Source organism: Lysobacter sp. 2RAF19 (assembly GCF_052115395.1).
Lineage (GTDB): Bacteria > Pseudomonadota > Gammaproteobacteria > Xanthomonadales > Xanthomonadaceae > Noviluteimonas.
The window spans coordinates 727,093-738,496 of record NZ_JBFRGO010000002.1; the positions used below are offsets into that span (position 1 = coordinate 727,093).

13 protein-coding genes and 1 pseudogene are annotated in these 11,404 nt (G+C 67.5%); 8 read left to right on the forward strand and 6 right to left on the reverse strand.

The genetic code is table 11. From position 1 onward, the window contains the following. The first annotated feature begins 20 nt into the window (after positions 1-20). The 6 genes and pseudogenes from AB4059_RS10260 (at position 21) to AB4059_RS10285 (ending at position 5,342) form a co-directional block, all read left to right on the forward strand. Positions 21-836, forward strand: coding sequence for a TylF/MycF/NovP-related O-methyltransferase (locus AB4059_RS10260; RefSeq protein WP_498978805.1), 816 nt, complete (start codon positions 21-23; stop codon positions 834-836). Next, positions 833-1,588 carry a methyltransferase domain-containing protein gene (locus tag AB4059_RS10265; RefSeq protein ID WP_498978806.1) on the forward strand — a complete coding sequence of 252 codons (756 nt, stop codon included), beginning with the start codon at positions 833-835 and terminating at the stop codon, positions 1,586-1,588. Before AB4059_RS10260 ends, AB4059_RS10265 begins: the two co-directional genes overlap by 4 nt. Then, a complete protein-coding gene (locus tag AB4059_RS10270) occupies positions 1,585-2,415 on the forward strand; it encodes an ABC transporter permease (protein ID WP_498978807.1) in 831 nt (276 codons plus the stop codon). The genes AB4059_RS10265 and AB4059_RS10270 overlap by 4 nt, the downstream gene beginning before the upstream one ends. Before the next feature lie 131 nt (positions 2,416-2,546). Continuing rightward, positions 2,547-3,470 (forward strand): annotated as a pseudogene (locus AB4059_RS10275) (ABC transporter ATP-binding protein); the annotation flags it as partial. Then, positions 3,470-4,891 (forward strand): sulfotransferase family protein, encoded by a 1,422-nt coding sequence (locus AB4059_RS10280; RefSeq protein WP_498978808.1) that lies wholly within the window; start codon positions 3,470-3,472, stop codon positions 4,889-4,891. The pseudogene AB4059_RS10275 and the gene AB4059_RS10280, both read left to right, overlap by 1 nt. Before the next feature lie 31 nt (positions 4,892-4,922). Further along, positions 4,923-5,342 (forward strand): hypothetical protein, encoded by a 420-nt coding sequence (locus AB4059_RS10285; protein ID WP_498978809.1) that lies wholly within the window; start codon positions 4,923-4,925, stop codon positions 5,340-5,342. Between the two features lie 33 nt (positions 5,343-5,375). On the opposite strand, the gene AB4059_RS10290 is transcribed toward AB4059_RS10285, so the two are convergent. The 6 genes from AB4059_RS10290 to AB4059_RS10315 are packed head-to-tail and all read right to left on the reverse strand — an operon-like array spanning position 5,376 to position 9,812. Then, positions 5,376-5,777 carry a GtrA family protein gene (locus AB4059_RS10290; protein ID WP_498978810.1) on the reverse strand — a complete coding sequence of 134 codons (402 nt, stop codon included), beginning with the start codon at positions 5,775-5,777 and terminating at the stop codon, positions 5,376-5,378. Further along, entirely contained in the window at positions 5,774-6,730 is a 957-nt protein-coding gene (locus tag AB4059_RS10295) for a glycosyltransferase family 2 protein (RefSeq protein WP_498978811.1), read from the reverse strand. Before AB4059_RS10295 ends, AB4059_RS10290 begins: the two co-directional genes overlap by 4 nt. Then, positions 6,723-7,430 (reverse strand): NAD-dependent epimerase/dehydratase family protein, encoded by a 708-nt coding sequence (locus AB4059_RS10300; protein WP_498978812.1) that lies wholly within the window; start codon positions 7,428-7,430, stop codon positions 6,723-6,725. The genes AB4059_RS10295 and AB4059_RS10300 overlap by 8 nt, the downstream gene beginning before the upstream one ends. A 4-nt stretch (positions 7,431-7,434) precedes the next feature. Continuing rightward, the gene (locus AB4059_RS10305; RefSeq protein ID WP_498978813.1) at positions 7,435-8,121 is read right to left on the reverse strand and encodes a class I SAM-dependent methyltransferase; all 687 of its coding nucleotides are present in this window, start codon (positions 8,119-8,121) and stop codon (positions 7,435-7,437) included. Between the two features lie 6 nt (positions 8,122-8,127). Next, positions 8,128-9,066, reverse strand: a complete 939-nt coding sequence (locus AB4059_RS10310) for an electron transfer flavoprotein subunit alpha/FixB family protein (protein ID WP_498978814.1) — start codon at positions 9,064-9,066, stop codon at positions 8,128-8,130. Beyond that, on the reverse strand, positions 9,066-9,812 hold the full coding sequence (locus tag AB4059_RS10315) for an electron transfer flavoprotein subunit beta/FixA family protein (RefSeq protein ID WP_498978815.1): 747 nt from the start codon (positions 9,810-9,812) through the stop codon (positions 9,066-9,068). The genes AB4059_RS10310 and AB4059_RS10315 overlap by 1 nt, the downstream gene beginning before the upstream one ends. Positions 9,813-9,898: 86 nt before the next feature. Between AB4059_RS10315 and AB4059_RS10320 the strand changes: the two genes are divergently transcribed. Further along, positions 9,899-10,609 (forward strand): CoA transferase subunit A, encoded by a 711-nt coding sequence (locus AB4059_RS10320; RefSeq protein ID WP_498978816.1) that lies wholly within the window; start codon positions 9,899-9,901, stop codon positions 10,607-10,609. Continuing rightward, on the forward strand, positions 10,609-11,238 hold the full coding sequence (locus tag AB4059_RS10325) for a CoA transferase subunit B (RefSeq protein ID WP_498978817.1): 630 nt from the start codon (positions 10,609-10,611) through the stop codon (positions 11,236-11,238). The genes AB4059_RS10320 and AB4059_RS10325 overlap by 1 nt, the downstream gene beginning before the upstream one ends. Positions 11,239-11,404: the final 166 nt, after the last annotated feature.

The window sequence follows — 11,404 nt, forward strand, 5'->3', positions numbered from 1 at the left end:
TACGCATCCACGGAGAGATCATGCGGGACATCATCGAACGCGCGCTCTCCAGGCGCCCGCAGTCGCCGGCACCCGGCAGCCTGCTCGAACGCATCGCCGGACTGTCGCACCGCCCCTGGCAACTCGATCGCGGGCGCGCCATCCAGCTCGGCCACCTGCGTGGCTGGGGCCTGGAATACGGCCCGCTGGCCGAGGAAATCACGGCGCAGAAGGATTTCGCCGAAGCCTTCGAACTCGCGCGCAGCCGCGGCTCGCTGCTCACGCTGCACAAATTGATGAACCTCTACATGCTGATCGTCTTCGGCCTGCCGGAGCTCGAAGACGGCGACATCGTCGAATTCGGCAGCTACCGCGGCGGCTCGGCGATCTTCATGGCCTCGCTCCTGCGCGCGCACGGCGTGCAGGCGCGCGTGTTCGCGCTCGACACCTACGGCGGCATGCCCAAGACCGACGCGGTGCGCGACCTGCACCACGAAGGCGACTTCAAGGACACCAGCTTCGACGACTTCAGCGCCGCGATCGCCTCGGCGAAGCTCGGCGACTGGCTCGTCCCGGTGAAGGGCGTTTTCGATGCGACCTTCCCGGCGATCGCCGCCAGCGGGCGCCGCATCGCGATCGCGCACGTGGACTGCGATATCTACGAGGGCGTGCGTTACGCCGTGGAAGCCTCGCGTCCGCTGATGGTGCGCGACGGGTACTTCGTCTTCGACGATCCGCTGCACGGCTCGTGCCTGGGCGCGATGCAGGCGATCGAGGAAACGCTGCTGCACGAAGACAAGCTCTTCGCCGAGCAGATGTATCCGCATCCCGTCTACCGTTATCCGCCGCTCGCATGACGTCGGACGCGACGCACTTCACCTGCAATCTCTGCGGCGCGCACAGCGCGCTGGGCGATGATCCGCGCCACATCTGCGAAGGCTGCCGGTCGACCGAGCGCATGCGCCTGGTCGTGCACGCCTTCACCCGCGGCGTGCTCGGCGTCGATGCGCCGTTCTCGCAACTCCAGGGCCCGCTGAAGCTGCGCGGCATCGGCCTGTCGGACTGGGTCGGCTACGCGGACAGGCTGGCGAAGCTCTGCGACTACACGAACACCTTCTATCACTGCGAACCGCGCGTGGACATCACCGCGCCGCCGCAGAACCAGATCGGGCGCAACGATTTCCTGATTTCCTCCGACGTGTTCGAACACGTGCCGCCGCCGGTGCTCTCGGCGTTCCGTGGCGCCTTCCAGGTGCTCAAGCCGGGCGGCAAGTTCCTGCTGACCGTGCCGATGAACCGCCGCTTCACGCAGACCATCGAACACTATCCGAAGCTGCACGACTTCTCCGTCGAGAAGCGCGGCGAGGACTGGGTGGTCGTGAACACGCTCGCCGAAGGCGGGACCGAAACCTATCTGCACCCGCGCTTCCACGGCGGTCCGGGCCAGACGCTGGAGATGCGCATCTTCTCCGAGACGCACGTGCGCGAGTTGCTGCAGCAGGCCGGGTTCGTCGACATCCGGATCTTCGAGGGTCCGCTGCCGGAGTACGGATTGATCGGCGCGCAGGCCCTCAACGGCGCCGTCGTCGCGACGCGACCGCAGGCATGAGCGCGCAGGCACCGGTCCACGAGAACGCGGCCACCCGCGCTTCGCCGGCGCGCGCCGCGTGGCGCGACTGGGTGCGTGCGTTCGGCCTGTGGCGCCTGTGGACCGCGCTGGGCGCCGAGGATCTGTCGGATCGCTATCGCCGCACGTTCTTCGGCGTGACGTGGGTGGTGACCTCCTTCGCCGCGTTCGTGGGCGTGAAGGTGCTGGTGTTCGGGCAGATGTCGCCGGCCTCCTTCGCCGAGTTCGCGATGTTCGTGACCGTCGGCTTCGGGCTGTGGAGCTACATCAACCTGATGGTGCTGGATTGCTGCTCGGCCTACATCACCTCGAGCAACTGGTTGATGGGCACGTCCATTCCCTATCCGGTGTTCTTCCTGCAGGCGATCTACCGCAACTGGCTGGTGTTCGGCCTGACGCTGCTGGTGATGTTCGGCGTGCTCGTCTGGAAGCAGACGCATTGGTCGTACGTGATGCTCGCGGCGATTCCCGGGCTGGTCTCGTACATGATCGCGCCGATGTGGTTCGCCGCCATCATGGCGCCGCTGTGCGTGCGCCATCGCGACATCTACCACGCGATGCAGACCGTGATGCGCCTGTTGTTCTTCATCACGCCGATCATCTGGATGCCGGGCACAACGGCGGGGCTGGCCAAGCTCGCGCAGTACAACCCGGTGACGCACTTCATCGAGATCGTGCGCATGCCGCTGGTCTACAACACCGTGCCCTGGGACAGCTGGGCGGTGGTGCTGGCGGTCAACATCGCCGGGCTGCTGGCCGGTGCGTACACCTACACCTCCACGCGCAACAAGATCGCATTCTGGCTCTGACGATGTACCTGCGCGCACGCAACCTCACCTTGCACTTTCCCTTGCGGCAGACCCGCGCGCACGCCGACCTCGTGCGCTTCCGCGGCAAGCTCGGCGGCCGGTTCGAATCCAAGGGCGGGCAGGGGCGTGTGCTCGCGCTCGACGACGTCTCGCTCGATCTGCGCGAAGGCGATCGGCTCGCGCTGATCGGCCACAACGGCGCGGGCAAGTCGACGCTGTTGCGCGTGCTCGCCGGCATCTACCATCCGCAAACCGGTTCGGTGGACAGCAGCCGGCCGGTGACGGGCCTGTTCAACATCGCGATCGGCTTCCGCCAGGAGGCCAGCGGTTACCGCAACATCGTGCTGAAAGGGCTGATCGCCGGCAAAACTCGCGCGCAGATCGAAGCCGCGCTGCCGGGCATCGTGGCGTTCACCGGGCTGGGCCCGTACCTGGACATGCCGCTGCGCACTTATTCGCAAGGCATGGCGATGCGTCTGGCGTTCGCGATCGCGACCGGCTTCTCCAGCGAGATCCTCCTGATGGACGAGTGGATCGGCGCGGGCGACGCGGCGTTCCGCGAGAAAGTCGTGGCGCGGATGAACAGCTTCGTCGAATCGGCCCACATCGTCGTCGTCGCTTCGCACAACGCGCAGTTGCTGCGCCGCGTGTCCAATCGCGCGATCTGGATGGAGGGCGGGCGCATCCGCGCCGTCGGTCCGACCGAAGCGCTGCTCGAGGAATACGAGAGCGAGGCGCGCACCCAGGCGCGCGAAGAAGCGCTGCGCCTGCGCGGACCATTGCGCACCGACAACGTCGTGTTCCGCCTCGCGCCGGCGGGCAAGCGCATGGGCGAAATCGCGTGGGACGCCAGCGACAGCGGCGCCGAGGCCGTCGACATCGTGCTCGTGCGCTCGGACGGTACGCGCACGCAATTCGCGCGCGGTGGCAGTGTCGGCACGTGCGTCACCGGCGCATGGCTGCGCGCGGGCCAGAAGTTCGAACTGCTCGCCGCCGCAAGCGACGACGTGCTGGCCTCGCTCGTCGTGGATCCGGAAAACGTGGTGGAAACCTGATGTCGATGCCGATGCCCGCGCCGTCCCCGGCGTCGCCCGGATTCTCGTTCGTCGTGTGCGGCATGCCGCGCGGCGGCACGACATTCTTCGGGCAATTGTTCAACGCGCATCCGGACGTCTTCTGCTACTTCATGGAGACCAGCCTGTTCCGCCAGTTGTGGATGTTCGGGCGCGATCGTCCGTTCCCGCGCGAGAACCTGGCGTTGCTCGAAGGCTGGCTGCGTCCGCAACTGTGGGGCACGCTGGTGGAAGGCACGAACGAAGCGCGCCTGCAGACCTTCCGCCGCCTGTGCAAATTCCGCGACGTGCTCGGGCAACACGGTTTGGGCGAACCCTCCGGCCCCGGCATGCGCGTGTGGGATGCGTCGAACTTCGAAGCCTTCCTGCAGAAGATCCTCGCGCTGTTCCGCGATGGCCTGCATGGCCCGGCCTTGTTCGAAGCAGGCATGGCCCTGCTCGGCGCCGAGATGGGGCAGGCGACCGCGCGCCCGTACCTGGGCGAGAAAACACCGGACAACGTGTTCTTCCTCGATGCGCTCCAGGCCGCGCGGCCGTCGCTGCGCACCTTCTGCATCCTGCGCGAACCGCATTCGGTGCTCGAATCGATGAAGCGCCGCGCGATGCGCAGCGATGCGTTCTTCGACACCGCGTTCTCGACCGAAGTGCTCTACGGCATTTCCGATTACCACCGCTGGCTCGACGCGGCCTATCGCCATGCGCGCGCCACCACCGACGACAGTTTCCACCCGGTGCGCTTCGAAGACCTGGTCGCCGATCCGGTCGCGCAGATGGCGCGCGTGTATGCCGCGCTGGGCCTGGACATGCCGCAGGTCGCGTGCGACATCCTGCCGCAACTCGCGCTGCCGACCGAACGCAAGCACATGTGCGACCTGGCGCTCGGTGCGGCCGAACATCGCCTGATCCAGCTCGTGCTCGGCGACATGCTCGCCTACTTCGGCTATCCGCAGCCCGCGCCGCCGCCGGGCCTGGACGCGGTGGCGCCCGACGAACACATTCTTGCGCTCGGCGGCGTGCACCAGCCGGCCGATGCGCTGCACGGCATTTCCGATGCGTGGATGAGCCAGCGCGCGGACTTGTTCGTGCTGCATGGGCCGCGACGCACGCGCCTGGTGTTCGACATGGGCTGCAACTTCCCCGTCGAGCTCGGCCTGCGCAAAGTCACGCTGCGTTTTCTGTCCGGCGAACGCGAAGTGCTGAAGCTCGAGCTCGATGCCGTCACGCCGCGCGTGGAAGTGGAGATTCCGCTGGCGGCGCTCGATCGCGCGCCGGCCGGCGGCCCGATGCTCGGCGCCAAGCTCGTGTTGGAAAGCTCGCACGCCTTCACGCCGATCACGGTGCCCGGAAAGGGCCCCGACCTGCGTGAGATATCCTTCCTGATCCGCTCCTGCCGCTTCGATTGATACGAGGGTTCAACCTGTGCGCACCATCCGAATGATCCAAACCGTCGCGGTGCTTGCCGCCATCGCGCTCACCGCTTGCAACCGCGCGCCCACGCCGGCGCAGGCGCCCGCGAACGCCACCACGGCCGCGCCCTCCACTGTCGCCGCGCCGGTCGCTGCCGCCGCGGGCCCGGCGATCTGGTTCGAACCGGCGAGCGTGGACACGTGCGACGGCAAGGCGGTCGCCGTCACCGTGCATTGGAATGCGCGCAGCGTGCCCGGCGTGCGCCAGGTCGAAGTGCGTCCGCTCGGCCCGGGCGGCAAGGAGTCGTTGTTCATGCTCGGCGGTGCGTTCGGCAGCCGCGAAACCGGCAAGTGGATGACGGCCGGCCGCACGATCCTCCTGCGCGACCACGCCAACGGCAAGGAAATCGGCCGCGCGCGCCTGGCCGGCACGGCCTGCCCGAAGTAATCGGCGGCGCGAACACGGGCTGATGCGCAGGCATCAGCCCGGCAAGCGTTTGAAGACCCAGCGGTCCAGCAGGAAGAACACGACGACGGGGACGAAGGTCATCGTCGCCACCACGCCCCACAGATAGGCGGCGTGCAGCACCGACACCACGACGTGCATCACCGCCGCCGACGCGGCGATGTTGCCCGCGTGCACCAGCAGGTAGCGCGGCAGGTCGCGTTGCACGCGGTTTTCCGAGCGGAATGCGAAGCCGCGCTGCAGCAGGAAATTGAGCGGAACCGACGCGACGTAGGCGAGCACCGATGCGGGCACCGGCGCGATCGATGCATGCTCGACGAGCGCCCAGGCCAGCACGCCGTAGAACAACGTGGTCGCGCCGCCCACCATCGCGAAGCGGACGAAACGCCCCGCGACGGCCGAAAGATGCGTCGTCATTCGCGCGCGGCCAGGCGCCCGACCGTCTTTCGCACGACGTACTGCGGTTTGCCGTTGAGCGTGAGCAGCACGCGCCCCACGTATTCGCCGATCGCACCGAGCGCGAGCAGCTGGATGCCGCCGAGGATCAGCACGGTGACGATCAGCGAGGCCCAGCCGACGGTCCACTCCGGATGCAGCAGCTTGGAGACGACCACCAGGCCCGCCATCGCGAAGCCCACGACCGACGACAGTGCACCGACCAGCGACACGAAGCGCAGGGGCACGACGGAGAAGCTGGTGGCCATCTGCGACCACAGCGAGACGAGCTTGGTGAAGCTGTAACCCGAGCGCCCGTCGCTGCGTGCGTGATGGTCGACGTCGACCGTCGCGATGTTGCGCGTGGCCTGCAGGATCAGCCCGTCGACGTAGACGAAGGGGCCGTCGTAGCGCAGCACTTCATCGCGGATTTCGCCGCGCATCGCGCGGAAGGGCGAGAGATACAAGCCCTTGGGTTTCTTCAGCAGGCGCTGCGCGACCCAATCGTTGAAATTGCTGCCGAGCACTTTCCACTTCGCGTGCTCGCGCCGCGCGAAGTTCGCGTAGCACACGTCCGCCCCGGCCTCGATCGGCGCCACGAGCGCGGCGATGTCGTCGGGCGAATGCTGCAGGTCGTCGTCCATCGTGACGACGATGGCACCGCGCGCGTGCGCCAGGCCCGCCATCACGGCGTTGTGCTGCCCGGCATTCATGCGCAGGTCGACGCCGCCGAGCCACGGATGCTGTTGGGCGAGCGACTCGATCACCTGCCACGCATCATCCGGGCCGCTGTCGTGCACGAGCACCGCTTCGAACCCGTCCAGGCCGTAGCGCGGCGCGAGCGCAGCTTCGAGCCGCCGCGCGAGTTCCGGCAGGATGCGCGCGCTGCCGTACACGGGAATGACGACGGACAGCGCGAGGGGCGTCTCAGCCATAGTATTTTCCGATGACGCGTTCGAGATAGCCCGCATCGAAGTCGATTCCGATGCGCCGTGCGATGGCCTGCGCGAGCGGCGCATCGATGGGCATGGGGTGCCCGAGATCCAGTGGCGTGTAGTTCGCCTTGCGTCCGAGCACGCGTTCGAACACGTCGACGATCCGCGGCATCGGCGTGGACACCGGGCACGCGACGGTCACCACGTGGGCGTCGCGCGGCCAGGCATCGAGCAGTGCGCCGACGATCCGCGCGACATCGTCGACGTCGACGAGGTTGCGTTCGGCATGCGCCCACAGTTCGAAGTGTTCCCCGTGCACGATGCGATCGCGCAGGTAGTTGGTCAGCGTGTGCGTGTTGTCCGTGCGCCCGACCACCTGCGGCAGCCGGACGACGCGGCCGCCGTTGGCGACGACCAGGTCTTCCATCGCCTGCTTGTGGCGGATGTAGGGACGGCGCGCTTCGAAGGCATCGGCGACGCCGCAACTGCTGAAATACAGCAGGGGACGCCAATCCTCCAGGCGTTCGCGCAGCAGCGCTGCTTCGCGTGCGAATGCGGCGGGATCGGTTTCCGTCGAATTGGAAACGCCCGAGGCGAACACCACGCAGGCGTGACGCGGATGCACGACCGGCGCCATTGCGCGCGCCAGCATTCCGTGGCCCACGATGGCGGGCGCGTCTTCCCGTGTGCGCTGCGTCATGGTGTCAGGCACGTCCGCTCGCGACGTATTGCGCGCCCACCGGCACGCGCGTGAGCAGGCGCTCGAGCGGGCGCAGCGCGGCGAGCGCGTGCCGGAAGAAGATCGTGTAGTCCACATGCGTGCCGTCGAAGCCCGCGTCGCGCAGGAGGCCGCGGGTTTCGATGCTGCTGAGCAGGATCGCGTCCTCGTCGAATGCGCAATCGCGCACGACCTTGCGCGTCAGCGGATTCCACGGATTGTGTTCGAACACGAACAGGCGGCCGCCGGGCTTGAGCACGCGGCGCAATTCGCGCAGCCAGTGCGCGCGTTCGGCCGGCGGGATGTGGTGGAAGACGCACGCGGCCACCGCCACGTCCACCGTAGCGTCGTCCATGGCCAGGCGGTCGCCTTCGATCACCGACAGCGCGACCTCCGGATGCGCCTGGCCGGCCATCGCGAGGCTTTCGCGCGAGACGTCCATGCCATGCAGCGTCGTGTCCGGGAGCGCTTCGCGCAGGAAGCCGAGCGTTCCACCGATGCCGCAGCCGAAGTCGAGCAATTGCGCCGGCGGCCGATCGGCGACCGCGCGCGCCACGTAGGCGGCCTTGGAGGCGGCGAAGTACGCCGGCTCCTCGCCGCTGGCACGGATGCTTTCGCCGTGCAGGCGCGCGTAATCGCGCGCGTAGCGGTCGAATTCGGGCGGTTGATCCATGGGCGCTTACAGCGCCTGCTGCAATTCCGGCAGCAGCTTGAACAGATCGCCGACCAGGCCGATGTCGGCGATCTCGAAGATCGGTGCTTCGGGATCCTTGTTGATCGCCACGATCGTGCCCGCGTCCTTGATGCCCGTCAGGTGCTGGATCGCGCCGCTGATGCCGACGGCGACGTACAACTCCGGCGAGATGATCTTGCCGGTCTGGCCCACCTGCATTTCGTTCGACACGTAGCCGGCATCGACGGCCGCGCGCGAGGCGCCGACCGCGGCGCCGAGCTTGTCGGCGAGTTCGTAGACGATCTTGAAGTTCTCGGCCGAACCCACGCCGCGGCCACCGGACACGACGCGGCGCGCACTCTGCAGGTCGGGGCGATCGGACTTGCCGGCGGCCAGACCCTGGAAACGCGTGTGCGTCGGCAAGCTCGCGTCGGTGCTCGTGGATTCGACGGCGGCGTTGCCGTCGCGCGCGACTTCCGGCCACGAAGCCGTGCGCACGGTCGCGACCACCGGGCGACCTTGCGGCGCTTCGACGGTGACGATCGCGTTGCCCGCGTAGATCGGGCGCTTGAACGTGTGCGTGCCTTCGACGGCCATGACGTCGGACACCTGCGACACGCCGAGCAGCGCGGCGACGCACGGCATCAGGTCCTTGCCGAAGGTGGTGCTGGGGCCGAACACATGCGTGTAACCGGCGGCGAGCTTCGCGACCTGCGGCGCCTGCACCTGCGCGATCGCATTGGCGTTGGCGGCATCGGCAACGTCGAGCACGCGCGCGACGCCCTGCAGCTTCGCCGCTTGCGCTGCGACCGCGGCCGGATCGGCGGCGAGCACGAGCACGTCGATGGAGTCGGGATTCAGCGCCTTTGCCGCGGACACGCACTTGGCGGTCGCCGCATTGAGCTTGCCGTCGAGGTGTTCGGCAACGATCAGGACCTTGGACATCAGAGCAACCCCTTCGCTTTCAGTGCGGCGACCAGTTCGGCCGCGTCCTTCACCATCACGCCCTTGCTGCGCTTGGCAGGCGGCGCGTAGTGCGTGGTCTTGAGTTCATCGCCCGCATCGACGCCGAGGTCGGCCAGCGGGATCGACTCCATCGGCTTGCTCTTGGCCTTCATGATGTCGGGCAGCTTGATGAAGCGCGGCTCGTTGAGGCGCAGGTCCGTGGTGACCACCGCTGGCAGGTCGACTTCCAGCGTTTCCAGGCCCGCGTCGACTTCGCGCACGACCGTGGCCTTGCCGCCGGCGACGTCGAGCTTGGAGGCGAAGGTCGCCTGCGGGCGGCCCCACAGCGTGGCGAGCATCTGGCCGGTCTGGTTGGCGTCGTCGTCGATGGCCTGCTTGCCGAGGATGACGAGGTCCGGCTGTTCCTTCTCGACGAGCTTGAGCAGCACGCGCGCGGCCGTGAGCGGGGCGATGGCGCCGTCGGCGACCACGTGGATCGCACGGTTGGCGCCCATTGCCAGGCCGTTGCGCAGGTGGGCTTGGGCGTCGGCAGGGGCGATGGTGGCGACGATCACTTCGGTCGCGATGCCCTTGTCGCGCAGGCGCAGGGCTTCCTCGAGCGCGATCTCATCGAAAGGGTTGGCCGAGAGCTTGACGCCGTCGGTGACCACGCCCGAGCCGTCGGGTTTGACCTGGATGCGGACGTTGTAGTCCACCACGCGCTTGTAGCCGACGAGGATCTTCATGAGGGGGCGGGCATCCGGTAAACGAAGCGGACCGCGATTTTAGCCCGGCCGGCGCTAGAATCCATGCTCTTTGCATCGGAGGTTCCATGGCCGGCAACAAGCTATTCCCGGACGCGGCCACGGCCCTGGCCGGCCTCGTGGCCGACGGACAGACGCTCGCGGTCGGTGGTTTCGGCCTGTGCGGCATCCCCGAGGCGCTCATCGCCGCTTTGCGCGACACCGGCGTGAAGGGCCTGACGGTCATTTCCAACAACGCCGGCGTCGATGGCTTCGGCCTGGGCCAGCTGCTCGCGACCCGTCAGATCCGCAAGATGATTTCGTCCTACGTGGGCGAGAACAAGGAATTCGAACGCCAGTATCTGTCCGGCGAACTGGAACTGGAGTTCAACCCGCAGGGCACGCTCGCCGAGCGCCTGCGCGCGGGCGGCGCCGGCATCCCGGCGTTCTTCACGCGTACAGGCTTCGGCACGATCGTCGCCGACGGCAAGGAAACGCGCGAGTTCGACGGCCACGACTACGTGCTCGAAACCGCGCTGCACGCCGACGTCTCGCTGGTGAAAGCCTGGAAGGCCGACAAGGCCGGCAACCTGGTATTCCGCAAGACCGCGCGCAATTTCAATCCGGCGTGCGCGATGGCCGGCAAGACGACGGTCGTCGAAGTGGAGCAGTTGGTCGAGGTCGGACAGATCGATCCCGACCAGGTGCACCTGCCCGGCATCTACGTCGACCGCATCGTCGTCAATGCGACGCCCGAAAAGCGCATCGAACAGCGCACCGTCCGCCAGGGAGGCGTGTAATGGCCTGGACCCGCGATGAGATGGCGCAACGCGCCGCACAGGAACTCACCGACGGCGCGTACGTCAACCTCGGCATCGGCTTGCCGACGCTGGTGGCCAACTACATTCCCGACGGCATGGACGTGTGGTTGCAGTCGGAAAATGGATTGCTCGGCATCGGTCCCTTCCCGACGGATGCGGAAGTCGACGCCGACCTGATCAACGCCGGCAAGCAGACGGTCACCGCGCGCGACGGCGCGAGTTATTTCGGCAGCCACGATTCCTTCGCGATGATCCGCGGCGGGCACATCGACCTGGCCATCCTCGGCGCGATGCAAGTCACCGACCAGGGCGATCTGGCGAACTGGATGGTGCCCGGCAAGATGGTCAAGGGCATGGGCGGCGCGATGGACCTGGTCGCCGGCGTCAAGCGCGTGGTCGTGCTGATGGAACACACCGCGAAGAACGGCGAACACAAGCTGCTCTCACAATGCACGCTGCCCTTGACCGGCGTGGGCGTGGTGAATCGCGTGATCACCGACCTGGCGGTCCTCGACGTCACCCCCGACGGCCTGAAGCTGGTCGAACTCGCGCCCGGCGTGACGCAGGCCGAACTGGCCGAAAAGACGGGCGTCCCCGTTCTGGCCTGATGGCGGATGCTGGCGTGTCCGGGCGGGGAGTGACCAAAAACGGTCGCTGCCTGAACCGGATGCGTCACTTCCGGTAACCCAAGTGCAACGGCGTGCGAACTGCACGCCAAATGTGATGACTTTCGGCTTGCGCCCGACCCCGCAACGGGATAATTGTTGAGCCAGC